Genomic DNA, 14,785 nt, shown 5'->3' on the forward strand with positions numbered 1-14,785 from the left:
ACTTCCTCTCCAGCATGGCGCCTTCGCTGAGAAGTGTCATCCAGATATCATGATCCCGTCATAGACCGTCTGCCGGGGATATGGGGCGACGAAATCCAGGGCGTGTTGTGCCATCGGGAATCGAATCCAGGCCGGGGTGTCATTTGAAGCGGTGTCCAGCCTGCGGGCGGAAGCCGTTTCGAGAACGCTTTTGACCGAGAGGGTATTTCCATGAAGAATTTCAGACCTTACGCATCGCGGCTGTTCGCCGCGGTTCTCGCCGCATCCGCCGCCGTGCCAGTCGTCGCAATGGCCGAGAATTCCGCCACCGTCGGTGGCCTCACCTTCGTCAACAAGGGCCTCGTCGGCATCGGGCGTATCCCGGCCAACCAGCGTGACAAATTCGGCGAGACCTTCGGTTCCGGCTCGGGCATGGCACTCGATCCCGCCGCCTGGAGCCGCGACGGCGCCAGCTACAAGGGCACGCTCTACCTGCTGCCCGACCGCGGTTACAACGCCGTCGGCACCGTCGACTATCGGCCGCGCCTGAACACCATCTCGATCGGCCTGACGCCGACCGCTCCGGGTGCGGCACCCGAGGCAGGCAAGGAACAGTCGGGCGTCGACGCAAAGCTCGTCGATTCCACGCTCTTTGTCGATGACAAGGGTGGCGACATGACGGGTCTCGACCCAGAATCCGGCGTCCGCCCCGCTGCCGGCGATTTTCCGCCGCTGCCGCAGGCGACGAACGGCAAGATCGCGCTCGACAATGAAGCCATCATCCGCATGGCCGACGGCAGCATGTTCGTCAGCGACGAATACGGGCCTTACATCTATCACTTCTCTGCTGACGGCCACCTGCTGTCTGCCACCCAGCCGCCGAAGGCGCTTTTGCCGATGCGCAAGGGTGCGTTGAGCTTTGCCTCCAACAATCCCGGCCCCGGTGCCTCCGCTCCGGACCCGAAAGATCCGGAGACCGGCCGCCAGAACAACCAGGGTCTCGAAGGCATGGCGATGACGCCGGATGGTAAGTTCATCATATCAGTGCTGCAATCGGCCGCCCGCCAGGACGGCGGCGATTCCGGCTCGACCCGGCAGAATACCCGCGCGCTGATCTATGACGCCGCCGATCCCGATCACCTGAAACTGGTGCACGAATATGTCGTGCCGCTGCCGGTCTTCAAGGACGCCAAGGACAAGACGACGATCGCCGCTGAGAGCGAAATCGTCGCTCTTTCCGACAAGACTTTCCTGATGCTCGCCCGTGACAGCGGCAACGGCCAGGGCCTGAAAGGCGACAGCTCGCTCTACCGCAAGGTCGACATCGTCGACGTTTCCGCCGCGACCGACATCGCCGGCAGCGATTTCGATGCCGGCAAGCCGATCGCCCAGAAGGGCGTCATCGATCCCTCACTGACGCCGGCGACGCTAACAACCTTCATCGACCTCAACGACAAGGCCGATCTCACCCGCTTCAGCCTGCACAACGGCGCACCGAACGACAAGAACAATCTGTCGGAAAAATGGGAAGCCATGGGTCTTGCGAGCGTTCTCGACCCGAACCTGCCGGACGACTATTTCCTGTTCGTCGCCAATGACAACGACTTTTTGACGCAGGATGGTTTCCAGGTGGGTGCCACCTACAAGGCAGACGGCGGTGCCGACGTCGACACCATGTTTCAGGTCTTCCAGGTCAGCCTTCCTGGCCTGAAGAAGTAACGGACGCGCAAAAGGGGTGGACGCGCAAGCTGCGCGCTCGCCCTGTCGATCCGGCGTCTTCGCTGAAAATGGAAGGAAAGGGTGCGATCCACGACCACCGATGGATGTTTACGATCCTGGGTGCCTACAAACGTAGGTGGGCGCCGTGTGTCCAGGCCCACGGGCCTGGCCAGGGACAGCTCCCTTTGGATCGAGTATGGCCCCAGGGATTGTGGTTCCTGTCGAGAGGCGCAGACCGCATGGCGATATATAAGGTTGTTTGCGCTGGTGCGCCAGTGGCGACGGAAGGCAGCCGCTATTTAATTGAGATCAATTGAGTTCGGGGGCGGAGCGGCCATTCAGCTTGTCGGTGATGCCGCGGATGCGGCTCGACACTTCACTCAACGCTGCGGCAAGATTTTCCTCGGTCCGGGCGGTCGCGGCTAGCACCGTATCGCGATTGCCGCGCAGCGTCTCGAGCTCGGACTCCAATCCGGCGACGCGGCGCGTCAACTCGGCAATCTCGTCCGTGATCATAATGCCGGCCATGACGGTGATCCTCAGATCGCCGATTTCGCCGAACTGATCCTTGAGATGGCCGACATAGCGGTCGAAACGGATGGCGAGATCGGTCAGGTGATCCTCCTGCCCTTCCTCGCAGGCCATGCGATAGGCCTTGCCGTCGATCGTTACCGTCACCTGCGCCATGCCAAACTCTTTCTATCAGCGATCCAGAACTGCGCGGATCGTTTCCATCGCCGTCACCAGCCGCCGCGATACCTCGCGATTGACCTCTTCCAGCCGGTTGGCGCGGAATTCGGCTTGGTCGAGCTCCTGCGCCAGCCGCGAGCGGTCGGCGTGCACACGCCGCACCTCGCCCTCGATCTCGCCCTGCTCTCGCTGCCGTTCGACGCGCATATCGACGGCGTTTTCGAGGCTCGATATCGCCTGTCTCAATTCGTTGAGCGCTGCTTCCATGGTTTTGCCTGTGGGCATCATGTCTTTCCGATTCCCGCGCAGGATCCGCGAATCGGCACGCCGCGCCGATCCTGCGATTTCAAAAGGATATGCAGCTCGCCGACGGCCCGTCAATAAATCCTGTCACTTGCCCACCGGCCTATCCTGTGGATGAGCGTTCTACACATCGGTTTCGTCATTTGTACAATCACGTGATCAAATGTCAAAAATCGCCGCTGTCAGCCCGGATTTGGCCTGCCATTTATTGACTTGCCCGTCCCAACTGCTATGTCTCTGCCGCTTTCACTCGATGGTCTTGGAGGCTCGAGGCCATCCCCCGACACCCGGAACTTGCGGAAAAGCCATGACCTCTCCCGAACAACACGACCGGATGGCGAATGCGATCCGTTTTCTCGCCATGGATGCCGTTGAAAAGGCGAACTCCGGCCACCCGGGCATGCCGATGGGCATGGCCGACGTGGCAACGGTCCTGTTCACCAAATATCTGAAGTTCGATCCGAAGAAGCCGCATTGGCCGAACCGCGATCGCTTCGTGCTGTCGGCCGGCCATGGCTCGATGCTGCTCTATTCGGTGCTGTATCTGACCGGCTATCCTGACATGACGATCGAAGATCTGAAGCAGTTCCGCCAGCTCGGTTCGAAGACCGCCGGCCATCCGGAATACGGTCACGCGACCGGCATCGAAACGACGACCGGTCCGCTCGGCCAGGGTATTGCCAATTCCGTCGGCATGGCGATTGCAGAACGCAAGCTGCGGGAGGAGTTCGGCTCCGATCTCCAGGATCACTATACCTATGCGATCTGCGGCGACGGCTGCCTGATGGAGGGTATCAGCCATGAAGCCATCGCGCTCGCCGGCCACCTGAAGCTCAACAAGCTCGTCCTTTTCTGGGACAACAACTCGATCACCATCGACGGCGCTGTCTCTCTGTCGGACTCCACCGATCAGATCGCCCGCTTCAAGGCCGTACACTGGAACACAATCGAGATCGACGGTCACGATCAGGCCGCGATCGCCGACGCGATCGAAGCTGCCCACAAGTCCGACCGCCCGACCTTCATCGCCTGCAAGACGATCATCGGCTTCGGCGCCCCGAACAAGCAGGGCACCCACAAGGTCCACGGCAACCCGCTCGGCGCCGAGGAAATTGCGGCCACCCGCAAGGCGCTGAACTGGGAAGCCGAAGCCTTCGTCATCCCGTCGGATGTCCTTGACAGCTGGCGTGCAGCCGGCGCCCGCTCCGTCGACCTCGTCAAATCCTGGGAAGACGGCCTCGCCAAGGCTCCGGCCAAAGCCGAGTTCAGCCGCCGCATGGCAGGCGAACTGCCGGAAGGTTTCGACGCCGCGATCAGCGCATATAAAAAGAAGCTCGCCGAGACCAAGCCGACGGTCGCGACCCGCAAGGCTTCGGAAGACGCGCTCGAGGTCATCAACGGCTTCCTGCCGGAAACGCTCGGCGGCTCCGCCGACCTGACGCCGTCGAACAACACCAAGACTAGCCAGATGCATTCGATCACGCCGACGGATTTCGCCGGTCGTTATATGCATTGGGGCATCCGCGAGCATGGCATGGCGTCTGCCATGAACGGCATTGCGCTGCATGGCGGCCTCATCCCCTATAGCGGCGGCTTCCTGATCTTCTCGGATTATTGCCGCCCGCCGATCCGCCTTGCTTCGCTGATGGGCATCCGCGTCATTCACGTCCTGACGCATGACTCTATCGGCGTCGGCGAAGACGGCCCGACGCACCAGCCGGTCGAACAGCTCGCCGGTCTGCGCGCCATCCCGAACCTGATGGTCTTCCGTCCGGCCGACGCCACGGAAACGGCGGAATGCTGGCAGATCGCCATCAAGACGCACAACCGTCCCTCGGGCCTTGCTCTGACGCGTCAGAACCTGCTCGCAGCCCGCACCGAATACAGCGAAAAGAACCTGTGCGAACAGGGCGCCTATGTGCTCGCCGGCAATGCCGACGCCAAGGTGACGATCTTCGCCTCCGGCTCCGAGGTCGAAATCGCCGTTGCAGCCCGCACGGCACTCGAAGCCAAGGGCGTCACCGTCCGTGTCGTATCGGTTCCCTGCACGGAACTGTTCTTCGAGCAGCCGGAAGCCTATCGCAAGGAAATCCTCGGCAACTCGCCGGTCAAGATCGCCGTCGAAGCCGCCGTTCGCGAAGGCTGGGATGCGTTCATCGGACCGGAAGGCACCTTCATCGGCATGAAGAGCTTCGGCGCTTCCGGCCCGGTCAAGGAGGTCTACAAGCATTTCGGCATCACCGCTGACGCCGTCGTTGCGGCCGCGGAAGCAAAGCTTTAATGAGGGCGCCTTGAGGCGCTCTCCATCTCCTCAATTCCAGGCCCTCACTCACTATCGGGCCATACTCTATCGGGAGTGAATGAACATGACAGTCAAGGTTGCCATCAACGGTTTCGGCCGCATCGGCCGCAACGTCCTTCGCGCCATCGTCGAATCCGGCCGCACCGACATCGAAGTCGTCGCCATCAACGATCTCGGCCCGGTTGAAACCAACGCCCATCTGCTGCGCTACGACTCGATCCACGGCCGCTTCCCGGCAACGGTGAAGGTCGAGGGCGACTCGATCATCGTCGGCAACGGCAAGCCGATCAAGGTCACGGCGATCAAGGATCCGGCAACGCTGCCGCACCGCGAACTCGGCGTCGACATCGCGATGGAATGCACCGGCATCTTCACCGCCCGCGACAAGGCTGCCGCTCATCTGACGGCCGGCGCCAAGCGCGTCATCGTCTCGGCGCCCGCCGATGGCGCCGACCTGACGGTCGTCTTCGGTGTCAACCATGACCAGCTCACCAAGGACCACTTGGTCATCTCCAACGCGTCCTGCACCACCAACTGCCTGGTACCGGTCGTGAAGGTTCTCGACGACGCCGTCGGCATCGACCACGGCTTCATGACGACCATCCACTCCTATACCGGCGACCAGCCGACGCTCGACACGATGCACAAGGACCTGTATCGCGCCCGCGCTGCTGCCTTGTCGATGATCCCGACCTCGACGGGTGCAGCCAAGGCAGTCGGCCTCGTTCTGCCGCATCTGAAGGGCAAGCTCGACGGCACCTCGATCCGCGTTCCGACCCCGAACGTTTCCGTCGTCGACTTCAAGTTCGTCGCCAAGAAGGCGACCAGCGTTGGCGAAATCAACGAAGCCATCATGGCTGCTGCCAACGGCAAGCTGAAGGGTATCCTCGGCTACACCGACGAGCCACTCGTCTCTCGTGACTTCAACCACGACAGCCACTCCTCGATCCTCGCAACCGATCAGACCAAGGTCATGGAAGGCAACTTCGTGCGCGTCCTGTCCTGGTACGACAACGAGTGGGGCTTCTCCAGCCGCATGTCCGACACGGCAGTCGCTTTCGCCAAGCTCATCTGAGCGCTCTTGAGGCATCGACATGCTAGCGGCCCGGGAAACCGGGCCGCTTTTTGTTGCCGTGCCTCCGAACAAAACCGGCCTCCCCGCACTGGCATCTTTTCGTCCTTTGGCCGGATGAGATCTGCTAGAATACATCACCCTGGACATTCGAAATGCCCAGTTTCCTCGCGCATTGGCCATCGGCCAGGCGTAGCCACGCCAATACCGTGCGGCAGCACTGTCGCCCGCATGAAAATGAGAGAGATGGATGGATTACTTTACCGTTGAAATCGCCGGCCGCGCCGTTGCCAGTTTCCGCTCGGAAAATCACGAGGAAGCGACGCATTTCTTCGAGGCTGAAGACTTTCGCGACGATCTGACAGTCCTGGAATCCGAAGGCAAGCCTCTCTGGGACCGCAAAGCGGCCCTGAGCCTGCGCAAGGCGACCACCGAGGAAGCAAGCGAAGTCGAGCATGCCTATGAATTCGACGACGATCCGGAACGGACGATCGAGGACGAGTTCGTCGTTTTCCTGGTCCCAGTCGCGGATCTGACCGACGAGGGCGAGGACACAGAAGACTGACCAACGATCCGCACCGGGTTCGATATGGCGCCGCCGTTCTCAGGACAGGATGGCGGTGCAGTTGAGGCTGCCTCGGGTTCGAATTCGATCGGCGTCTCTGCACGAATTGGTAATCCGCTGGCCAAGCGTGCTAGATTGAGGAAATGCGCAGCGCTGCACAATGGCTAAAATGAGCCAAGTGGAGGTGATAAATGGCAGAGGCACAAAAACGCTTGTCCCACACCACCCTCAAACGGCGGCAACGGTTTCACCCTAAGCGGGACGTCAGACCTGCCGTGCTGGCAAAGGCCAATCGTCTGGTCATCTGGGTCGCCGCGTTCATTGGCCTCTCGTTTCTCGCCATTGTCATACTTGAGGCAGTGTTAGGATAGCGGCGCAAGAGCCGGCCGCTTCTGGCACAAAACTACAGCCGGCTGCTCTCGCTCGGCGGCCGGCATGTCCACCCGATATCGAAATCTCTCAGCGCTCATTTTCCCTCTCCGCATCCGCGCGTGCAATTCAGGCTTCCCGTCATTGGACAAGGCAAACGGGCCGGGTGAAACGAGGAGTGGGTCTTATTCTGTTGCCATTCGCAGATACCGGCAGGAAAAATCCATGCCTGTCTTTTTTGCCCTGCTCTCGCCTGATTTTCCTATACATTCCTTATAGAGAATTTCTCCCGTAGCATTCCGTGTCGGTTGGCCGTCCGGCAGCCGTTCAGCAGCATGAAGCAGCATCGCGACGAGGTTAAGCCGCAAGGCCTACCCTTCTCTGAAGTTTTGCCGTTTACTGACGGATCGCCGCGCGTGACGGAGGGGTTGAATAGAGGCGGATCGGCCGGGGCCGCTGCGTTCGCGAAGCAGTCGATGGAAAGGGGTGGGCATGGAAGCGTTCTATATCGTGGTGCTGGTTTCGACGGCGCTCGTGCTTCTTGCCGCATTTTCGAGCCTGCTCGCCTTCCGCTTCGGCGCCCCCCTGCTGCTGCTCTTCCTGATGATCGGCCTTGCTGCCGGCGTCGATGGCCTCGGCATCGAGTTCAGCAACAATTATCTCGCCTATATTCTAGGCTCCATCGCGCTGGCCATCATCCTCTTCGATTCCGGCTTCGGCACGCCGATGCAGGCCTTCCGGCTCGCGGCCGTGCCCTCTCTGGCGCTCGCCTCGGTCGGCGTGCTGATCACCGCCTCGCTCTTTGCCTTCGCGGCCATGTGGCTTTTGAATTTCACCTGGCTGGAAGGCCTGCTACTCGGCTCGATCGTCGCATCGACAGATGCCGCCGCCGTCTTCTTCCTGCTGCGCATCGGCGGCATCAACATCCGCGACAAGGTGCGCTCGACGCTGGAAGTCGAATCCGGCACCAACGATCCGATGGCGATCTTCCTCACCATTGCCCTCGTCGAGGTGCTGGCGAGCGGCGAGCGTTACGCCGGCATCAATATCGGCATGCTCGCCATGTTCGTGCAGCAGATGGGCCTCGGCGTCATTCTCGGCCTGCTTGGCGGCATGATGATCGTGCTGATCGTCAGCAGGCTCGATACCGATCGCGGCCTGACGCCGATCTTCGTGCTGGCGCTCGCTCTTCTCGTCTTTTCCTTCACCGGCGCGGTCGGTGGCAGCGGCTTCCTCGCCGTCTATGTCGCCGGCATTTACGCCGGAAACCGCAAGATGCAGGCGATCGGCACCATCAAACGCTTCCAGGACGGCATGACCTGGCTGGCGCAGATCATCATGTTCCTGGTGCTCGGACTGCTCGCCACGCCGTCGCAATTTCCTGTCATCATCGTGCCCGCCATCCTGCTTGCCCTCTTCCTGATCTTCGTCGCCCGGCCGTTGGCGGTCTGGCTGTCGCTGCTTCCCTTCGATTATACGCAACAGGAAATCGGCTTCGTCGCTTGGGTCGGCCTGCGCGGCGCCGTCTCCATCCTGCTTGCCATCATGCCGATCCTCGGCGGGCTCGAGAACGGCCAAATCTATTTCAACACCGCCTTCATCATCGTGCTGGTCTCGCTGCTCCTCCAGGGCTGGACGATCAAGCCCGTCGCCAAGAAGCTCGGGCTGATCATTCCGCCGCGCATCGGCGCCGTCGACAAGGTCGAGGTCGACCTGCCTGGGGCGGCTAACCACGAGTTGCTCTCCTACCGCGTCATCAAGGATAGCCCGGTGCTGCGGGGCGAGCGTATTCCGCGCTGGGCGACACCCTCGCTCGTCATCCGCGACGGCAAGTCGATGCGCTACCAATATGCAGGGCGGCTGCGCGAGCATGATCTCGTCTACCTCTTCATCGTGCCGAGCTATTCCCGCTTGCTCGACCGGCTTTTCGCCAGCCGGGCGCCTGTCGACGACGACGATGCCGAATTCTTCGGGGCCTTCGCGCTCTCCCCCGCCCGTCCTGCCGCCGATCTCGACGCCGCCTATGGCCCCGGCCTGCTCAACGAATCCGAAAAGGGCCTGACGATCGCCGAATTGATGCGGCAGCGCCTCGGCGGCAAGGCCGATTATGCCGACCGCGTCCGCCTCGGCTCGATCATCCTTATCGTCCGCGATCTCGACGAGCACGATCACATCACCTCCGTCGGCATGTCGCTCGAAGCAGTCGAACCGGCAATTACGCTGCCGATCTTCCTCAATCTCAAGGACATCACCCAGCGCATCCGCGACCGGCTGAACGGACGCAGGAACAGGGAAACCGCAGCCTCCGAAAGCACGCCGAAACCGCCGGCCGGACGCGACGAAGGCACACGCGAAAACGGCCGCTGAACGCCTTGCGTCTCGAATGATCCTTGCTATGTTCGGCGCAACTTTCGCCAACCACGACAGGATCCTCCCCATGCCCTCTTTCAAGACCCTCGACGATCTTTCCGACATCCGCGGCAAGCGCGTTCTCGTCCGCGTCGACCTCAACGTCCCGGTGAAAGACGGCAAGGTCACCGATGTGACGCGCATCGAGCGTGTGGCGCCGACCATCCTCGAACTGTCCGAAAAGGGTGCCAAGGTGATCCTGCTCGCCCATTTCGGCCGGCCGAAGGATGGCCCTTCGGCGGAGCTGTCGCTGTCGCTGATTGCCCCTTCCGTCGAGGAAGTGCTTGATCATGCCGTGCTGACGGCCTCCGATTGCATCGGCGAGGCCGCTGCCTCTGCCGTTGCCGCGATGAATGACGGCGATATCCTGCTTTTGGAAAACACCCGCTTCCACAAGGGCGAGGAAAACAACGACTCCGACTTCACCAAGGCGCTTGCCGCCAACGGCGATATCTATGTCAACGACGCCTTTTCGGCCGCCCACCGCGCCCATGCCTCAACCGAGGGTCTTGCCCACCACCTGCCGGCCTATGCCGGCCGCACCATGCAGGCAGAACTGGAAGCGCTGGAAAAGGGCCTCGGCGAACCGGCTCGCCCTGTCGTCGCGATCGTCGGCGGCGCCAAGGTCTCCACCAAGATCGACCTCTTGATGAACCTCGTGAAGAAGGTCGATGCGCTCGTCATCGGCGGCGGCATGGCCAATACCTTCATCGCCGCACGCGGCACCAATGTCGGCAAGTCGCTCTGCGAACATGATCTCGCTGAAACCGCCAAGCAGATCATGATCGAGGCCGCCACCGCCGGCTGCGCCATCATCCTTCCGGAGGATGGCGTGATCGCCCGCGAGTTCAAGGCGGGCGCCGCCAACGAGACGGTCGATATCAATGCCATCCCCGCCGATGCCATGGTGCTCGATGTAGGCCCGAAATCCGTCGAGGCCATCAACGCCTGGATCGAGCGCGCTGCAACCCTGGTCTGGAACGGCCCGCTCGGCGCCTTCGAAATCGAACCCTTCGATGCCGCAACCGTCGCTACCGCGAAATACGCCGCTGGGCGCACGGTAGCCGGCAAGCTCACCTCCGTTGCCGGCGGCGGCGACACCGTCTCGGCGCTCAACCATGCCGGCGTTGCCGACGATTTCACCTACGTCTCGACCGCCGGCGGCGCCTTCCTCGAATGGATGGAAGGGAAAGAGCTTCCCGGTGTCGCCGTCCTCAACGCCGCTGCTACATAATTCCTTAAATCGGAACCGATTGAAGGACATAATTATGCAGCCATTCAAAGTGCCAAGCGTCCTTTGCGCGTCTGAAAGGCGCGCGGCGCTGTAGTAATCCGCAAGACTGATTTCGCAGATTTTACATGTCGATAGACCGCGGAAGAAAAACAGCTTCCGCGGTCTTTTGCTCAAAGGACGAAAAAAATCCCAACTTTCAAACGATTGAATTGAATTCAATCGTTTCAATGACTTAGCCTTCCATTTTCCTGCCTATAAACTTCTGGTATCCGCGTTCTATATTCCTGAAGTGCCGATGTTTATTGTTGTGGAGAGAACGAGATGAGCGAACGACTGGAAGACATTGCAGTGCAGATGGTTACGGGCGGCCGGGGGCTGCTCGCCGCCGATGAATCGACCTCCACCATCAAGAAGCGTTTCGACGCGATCAACCTCGATTCGACCGAAACGAGCCGGCGGGACTACCGGGAGATGCTCTTCCGCTCCGACGAGGCGATGAAGAAATATATCTCCGGCGTCATCCTCTTCGAAGAGACGTTGTTCCAGAAGGCCGCGGACGGCACGCCCTTCGTCGATGTCATCCGCGCAGCCGGCGCCATCCCCGGCATCAAGGTCGATACCGGCGCCAAGCCGATGGCCAAATATCCCGCTGAAACCATCACCGAAGGCCTCGACGGTCTCGGCGAGCGCCTTGCCAGATATTATGAAGCCGGCGCCCGCTTCGCCAAATGGCGCGGCGTCATCGCCATCTCGTCGACCTTGCCGACCCGCGGTTCCGTCCGCGCCAACGCTCAGGCGCTTGCTCGTTATGCTGCACTTTGCCAGGAAGCCGGAATCGTTCCGATCGTCGAGCCGGAATGCCTGATGGACGGCAAACCGGGCGACCACAATATCGACCGCTGCGCCGAAGTGACCGAATCCACGCTGCGCATCGTCTTCGAGGAACTGGCCGATGCCCGCGTCAACCTCGAAGGCATGATCCTCAAGCCGAACATGGTGATCGACGGCAAGAACGCCCGCAAGGCCTCGGTCGCGGAAGTTGCCGAGCACACCGTCAAGGTGCTGAAGGCGACCGTTCCGCCCGCCGTTCCCGGCATCGCCTTCCTCTCCGGCGGCCAGACGACCGAAGAAGCGACAGCCCATCTCTCGGCGATCAATGCCAGCGGCGACCTGCCATGGTTCGTCACCTTCTCCTACGGCCGCGCCCTGCAGGACAGCGCGCTCAAGGCCTGGAACGGCAAGCAGGAAAACGTCGCCGCCGGCCAGCGCGAATTCACCCACCGCGCCGAGATGAACAGCCTCGCCGCCAAGGGCAACTGGAAGAAGGACCTGGAAAAAGCCGCCTGATTTTTTGGAGCCTTGAACTTTGGGCAGGGAGGGGCGAACGCAGCTTCCCGCCCTCTCCGCCGTTTCCTTTCCTCTCATTGTCACGGCGACAAGAAACCGCTTCGTTCCCTCGAAAACCGTGACTACTCATAGCGCCCTGTCACAACAGGAGCCGCCATGAACACCCTCTCCTACGTCACCGTCGATGTCTTCACCTCCACCCGCTTCGAGGGCAATCCGCTTGCCGTCATCTCCGATGCGCGCGGTCTGAGCGATGCAGCGATGCAAAAGATCGCCACCGAGTTCAACTATTCCGAAGTCACGTTCGTCCTGCCGCCGGGAGACCCGCAAAATTCCGCCCGCGTGCGCATCTTCACGCCGACGATGGAAATACCCTTCGCCGGCCATCCGAATGTCGGCACGGCTTATGTGCTCGGCCGGCAGGCGGAGATCTTCGGCAAGCTGGTCGGCGATACGCTGCGTTTCGAGGAAAAGGCCGGCATCGTCGAAGTCAGCCTGAAACGCGAGGGCGGAAGGGTTGCTGCTGCCGCCATCCGCGCGCCACAGCCGCTGACGATCGGCGACACCATTGCCGCCCAAACCGTCGCCAGCTGCGTCTCGATCGACCCCGGCGCCATCGTCAACACCACCCATGCCCCAGTCTTTGTCTCCGTCGGCCTGAACTTCGCCGTTGCAGAAGTGAACGGGCTCGAAGCGCTGGCCGCTGCCCGCCCAAACCTTGCCGGGTTCCAGGCAGCTGCCGGCCGCCAGACGACCAGCGGCCACGACTTCTCGCTCTTCCTCTATGTGCGAACAGCCGAAAATCCATGGAAGATCCGCGCCCGCATGTTCGCGCCGCTCGACAACGTGCCCGAAGATCCGGCAACGGGCAGCGCTTCAGCCGCGCTCGGCGCCTATCTCGTCTCGCTGGCGCCGGAGGCCGACATGAATGTCCGCATCAACATTGAACAGGGCATCGAAATGGGCCGCCGCAGCGTCATCACTCTTGATGTCGTGAAATCCGACGGCATCGTCACAGATGTCGTCATCTCCGGAGGCTGCGTTTCCGTCATGCGCGGAGAGATCAGTTTGCAGGACTGACGGTAGCAGGTCGGCCGTAATCCCCGGGGTACATGCAATCCAAGGATTACATCAGGAAATCGCGCGAAAGCAGAGCCACTGCCCAGACGGCGAAAGCGATCAGCGCGAGCTTCCAGAAATCCATCCGTCGCCTGAGGCCGGGAAGTCCGAGCGGCTTGATCACCTGTATCGCCATGGCAAGGATGAGCAGCAAGGCTATCAGCTTTGTCATGCTTTATTTTTTCCGTTTTTCGGAATGTCACAGGACGGACATTTTTCCGCGCGAACAAGAGGATCTCGACACGCCGTAAAGATATTCCGGGGCACAATCAATCATCTTGAGGCTGGGCTGAGGCAGGTCTTGCCTTATGTCCATTGCAAATCGCTAAGACCGAGTCTGGGGAAATGAAGAGAAATCTGCTGTCCGTCGCCGCGTTGCTCTTTGGCACGCTCTTCCTTTTCATGGGCAACGGCCTGCAGGGCATCCTGCTCCCCGTGCGCGGCAATCTCGAAGGCTACGCAACGACGACGCTCGGCCTGCTCGGCACTTCGTGGGCGGGGGGCTTCGTCATCGGCTGCCTGATTGCACCGAAGATCGTGCGCCGCGTCGGCCATGTGCGTGCCTTTTCGGGCTTCATCTCGATCATCGCCATCATCGCGCTGGTCAGCGGTATCATCATCGATCCAGTCTGGTGGGTGGTCTTGCGCGCCGTCACCGGCTTCTCCACCGCCGGTACGTCGATGATCATCGAAAGCTGGCTGAACGAGCGCGCCAGCAACGAGAGCCGCGGCGCGATCTTCTCGCTCTATATCGGCATCACATTGCTTGGCGTCGTGGGCGGCCAGATGATGATCCCACTCGAGGATGTGCGCACGCCGGTGCTGTTCATGATCTGCGGCATCTTCTATTGCATCGCCATGCTGCCGACGACGCTGTCGACCGCTGCTTCGCCGCAGCCGTTGAAGGCGGTGCGCCTCGACCTACCGGCGCTCTATCGCAACTCGCCGGTCTCCTGCCTGGGCATCCTGCTCGTCGGCATCGCCAACGGGGCTTACGGCACGCTCGGCGCCGTCTTCGGCGCCGGCGCCGGCCTCTCCGACACCAACATAGCCGTCATGATGAGCGCCACCATCTTCGCCGGGGCCGTGATGCAGCTGCCGGCCGGCCGGCTTTCCGACCGCATCGACCGGCGCTACGTGCTCGCCGCCATGTCGGGGATCGCCGCCCTTGCGGGCTTGCTGATCTTTCTCTTCCACCCAACGTCCCCCGCCTTGCTGATCGGGCTTGTGGTCCTCTACGGCGCGGTGGCGAATACGCTCTATCCGATCGCCGTCGCCCACGCGAACGACTTCGCGGCCTCGGAGGATTTCGTCAAGGTCTCCGGCGGCTTGCTGCTGCTTTACGGCATCGGCACGATGATCGGCCCGACGCTCAGCGGTCCCGTCATGTCGGCGATCACCCCGCATGCGCTTTTCCTAGTCACCGCCATCGCCCATGTGCTGATCACCGTTTACGCCATCATCAGGAGCCGCATCCGCGCCGCCGTGCCTGCCAGCGACCGCGACGCCTACACGACGATCCCTACCGGCACCTCGCAGATGCTGACACCGCAAAGCATGTCGCTTGCCGATCGCGGCGCCGGCAAACCTCCCGAAACCGAAAAGTCTCCCGAAAGCGGCGATCCTGCTGTAAAGTTCGGCTAGAACAATTCCAGCAAAAGTGCGCAGCGAACGGAG

13 protein-coding genes and 1 other RNA gene are annotated in these 14,785 nt (G+C 61.5%); 10 read left to right on the forward strand and 4 right to left on the reverse strand.

The annotated features are described in order from the left end of the window. Positions 1-210 precede the first annotated feature (210 nt). Positions 211-1,698 (forward strand): esterase-like activity of phytase family protein, encoded by a 1,488-nt coding sequence (locus RLCC275e_RS17930; protein ID WP_033179725.1) that lies wholly within the window; start codon positions 211-213, stop codon positions 1,696-1,698. A gap of 81 nt (positions 1,699-1,779) precedes the next feature. Here the strand turns inward: RLCC275e_RS17930 and ssrS are convergent. From ssrS to RLCC275e_RS17945, 3 genes are all read right to left on the reverse strand, one after another. Then, positions 1,780-1,938: non-coding RNA, 6S RNA (gene ssrS, locus RLCC275e_RS17935), on the reverse strand. A gap of 69 nt (positions 1,939-2,007) precedes the next feature. After that, a complete protein-coding gene (locus tag RLCC275e_RS17940) occupies positions 2,008-2,385 on the reverse strand; it encodes a cell division protein ZapA (protein ID WP_033179724.1) in 378 nt (125 codons plus the stop codon). Positions 2,386-2,400: 15 nt separating this feature from the next. Next, positions 2,401-2,676 (reverse strand): DUF4164 domain-containing protein, encoded by a 276-nt coding sequence (locus RLCC275e_RS17945; RefSeq protein ID WP_012758879.1) that lies wholly within the window; start codon positions 2,674-2,676, stop codon positions 2,401-2,403. A 322-nt stretch (positions 2,677-2,998) separates the two neighbouring features. Here RLCC275e_RS17945 and tkt point away from each other — a divergent pair, with 322 nt between their 5' ends. The 8 genes from tkt to RLCC275e_RS17985 all read left to right on the forward strand — a co-directional run bounded on the left by tkt (position 2,999) and on the right by RLCC275e_RS17985 (position 13,069). Continuing rightward, entirely contained in the window at positions 2,999-4,972 is a 1,974-nt protein-coding gene (tkt, locus tag RLCC275e_RS17950; RefSeq protein ID WP_033179723.1) for a transketolase, read from the forward strand. An 85-nt stretch (positions 4,973-5,057) separates the two neighbouring features. Beyond that, entirely contained in the window at positions 5,058-6,068 is a 1,011-nt protein-coding gene (gap, locus tag RLCC275e_RS17955; protein ID WP_033180625.1) for a type I glyceraldehyde-3-phosphate dehydrogenase, read from the forward strand. 247 nt (positions 6,069-6,315) lie between these two features. Beyond that, positions 6,316-6,630: a hypothetical protein gene (locus RLCC275e_RS17960; protein WP_003552580.1), complete on the forward strand. Its 315-nt coding sequence runs from the start codon at positions 6,316-6,318 to the stop codon at positions 6,628-6,630. A gap of 191 nt (positions 6,631-6,821) precedes the next feature. Then, positions 6,822-7,001, forward strand: a complete 180-nt coding sequence (locus tag RLCC275e_RS17965) for a hypothetical protein (protein WP_033179722.1) — start codon at positions 6,822-6,824, stop codon at positions 6,999-7,001. 490 nt (positions 7,002-7,491) lie between these two features. Further along, positions 7,492-9,366: a potassium/proton antiporter gene (locus RLCC275e_RS17970; RefSeq protein WP_033179721.1), complete on the forward strand. Its 1,875-nt coding sequence runs from the start codon at positions 7,492-7,494 to the stop codon at positions 9,364-9,366. Between the two features lie 70 nt (positions 9,367-9,436). Then, positions 9,437-10,642 (forward strand): phosphoglycerate kinase, encoded by a 1,206-nt coding sequence (locus RLCC275e_RS17975; protein ID WP_171816883.1) that lies wholly within the window; start codon positions 9,437-9,439, stop codon positions 10,640-10,642. Between the two features lie 321 nt (positions 10,643-10,963). After that, entirely contained in the window at positions 10,964-11,989 is a 1,026-nt protein-coding gene (locus RLCC275e_RS17980) for a class I fructose-bisphosphate aldolase (RefSeq protein ID WP_033179719.1), read from the forward strand. A gap of 156 nt (positions 11,990-12,145) precedes the next feature. Beyond that, positions 12,146-13,069 carry a PhzF family phenazine biosynthesis protein gene (locus tag RLCC275e_RS17985; RefSeq protein WP_033179718.1) on the forward strand — a complete coding sequence of 308 codons (924 nt, stop codon included), beginning with the start codon at positions 12,146-12,148 and terminating at the stop codon, positions 13,067-13,069. Between the two features lie 46 nt (positions 13,070-13,115). Here RLCC275e_RS17985 and RLCC275e_RS17990 read toward each other — a convergent pair whose 3' ends face one another. Further along, complete coding sequence (locus RLCC275e_RS17990) at positions 13,116-13,280, reverse strand: hypothetical protein (protein WP_003542801.1); 165 nt, start codon at positions 13,278-13,280, stop codon at positions 13,116-13,118. 173 nt (positions 13,281-13,453) lie between these two features. Here RLCC275e_RS17990 and RLCC275e_RS17995 point away from each other — a divergent pair, with 173 nt between their 5' ends. Next, complete coding sequence (locus RLCC275e_RS17995) at positions 13,454-14,752, forward strand: MFS transporter (protein ID WP_033179717.1); 1,299 nt, start codon at positions 13,454-13,456, stop codon at positions 14,750-14,752. The last annotated feature ends 33 nt before the right edge of the window (positions 14,753-14,785 follow it).

The sequence above is a fragment of the Rhizobium brockwellii genome (genome assembly GCF_000769405.2).
GTDB classification, from domain to species: Bacteria; Pseudomonadota; Alphaproteobacteria; order Rhizobiales; family Rhizobiaceae; genus Rhizobium; species Rhizobium brockwellii.

Coding starts and splice junctions, on each gene's coding strand:
- RLCC275e_RS17940 (WP_033179724.1), bottom strand. CDS start 2,385: ATGGCGCAGGTGACGGTAACGATCGACGGCAAGGCCTATCGCATGGCC.
- RLCC275e_RS17960 (WP_003552580.1), top strand. CDS start 6,316: ATGGATTACTTTACCGTTGAAATCGCCGGCCGCGCCGTTGCCAGTTTC.
- RLCC275e_RS17945 (WP_012758879.1), bottom strand. CDS start 2,676: ATGATGCCCACAGGCAAAACCATGGAAGCAGCGCTCAACGAATTGAGA.
- RLCC275e_RS17985 (WP_033179718.1), top strand. CDS start 12,146: ATGAACACCCTCTCCTACGTCACCGTCGATGTCTTCACCTCCACCCGC.
- RLCC275e_RS17980 (WP_033179719.1), top strand. CDS start 10,964: ATGAGCGAACGACTGGAAGACATTGCAGTGCAGATGGTTACGGGCGGC.
- tkt (WP_033179723.1), top strand. CDS start 2,999: ATGACCTCTCCCGAACAACACGACCGGATGGCGAATGCGATCCGTTTT.
- RLCC275e_RS17970 (WP_033179721.1), top strand. CDS start 7,492: ATGGAAGCGTTCTATATCGTGGTGCTGGTTTCGACGGCGCTCGTGCTT.
- RLCC275e_RS17995 (WP_033179717.1), top strand. CDS start 13,454: ATGAAGAGAAATCTGCTGTCCGTCGCCGCGTTGCTCTTTGGCACGCTC.
- RLCC275e_RS17975 (WP_171816883.1), top strand. CDS start 9,437: ATGCCCTCTTTCAAGACCCTCGACGATCTTTCCGACATCCGCGGCAAG.
- gap (WP_033180625.1), top strand. CDS start 5,058: ATGACAGTCAAGGTTGCCATCAACGGTTTCGGCCGCATCGGCCGCAAC.
- RLCC275e_RS17990 (WP_003542801.1), bottom strand. CDS start 13,280: ATGACAAAGCTGATAGCCTTGCTGCTCATCCTTGCCATGGCGATACAG.
- RLCC275e_RS17930 (WP_033179725.1), top strand. CDS start 211: ATGAAGAATTTCAGACCTTACGCATCGCGGCTGTTCGCCGCGGTTCTC.
- RLCC275e_RS17965 (WP_033179722.1), top strand. CDS start 6,822: ATGGCAGAGGCACAAAAACGCTTGTCCCACACCACCCTCAAACGGCGG.